General features: G+C 49.6%; 1 pseudogene. It reads left to right on the top strand.

Annotation, left to right across the window (positions count from 1 at the left end):
* Window positions 1-559: pseudogene (locus A3751_RS16140) on the top strand (glucose-6-phosphate dehydrogenase); the annotation flags it as partial.

Genomic DNA, 559 nt, shown 5'->3' with positions numbered 1-559 from the left:
ACTTGCCGAGTTTTTAGAGTGCGTCCATTATCAGCCTCTCAACACTTCTGATGTCGCTGATTACGCTAAGCTCAAAACCCGCCTTGCTGAGCTAACAGATCATTACGGCTCTGGCGAAAACACCCTCTATTATCTTGCCACTCCACCAAGCCTATTTGACGTCATACCTACCTGTCTTGCGCAAAATGGCATGTCGGAGAGCGTTGAAGGTGGTGCTTGGAAAAGACTGATTGTTGAGAAGCCCATTGGCTACGATTTAGCCTCAGCCAAATCGTTAGATAAGGCGTTGCACGCGAGCTTTTCTGAGCAGCAGATCTTTCGGATAGATCATTATCTCGGCAAAGAGACCGTACAAAACCTCCTGGTGTTTCGCTTTGCGAACGGCATGTTTGAACCTCTGTGGAGTCGTAATTTTGTTGAGTATGTGGAGATTACCGGCGCAGAATCCTTGGGAGTTGAGGGGCGCGGAGGGTATTACGAAGGCGCTGGTGCTTTGCGTGATATGTTTCAAAACCATCTACTGCAAGTGCTTGCGATGGTCGCGATGGAGCCTCCGGCC

Source organism: Oleiphilus sp. HI0080, assembly GCF_001635135.1.
This window is presented reverse-complemented; position numbering and strand designations above follow the sequence as displayed.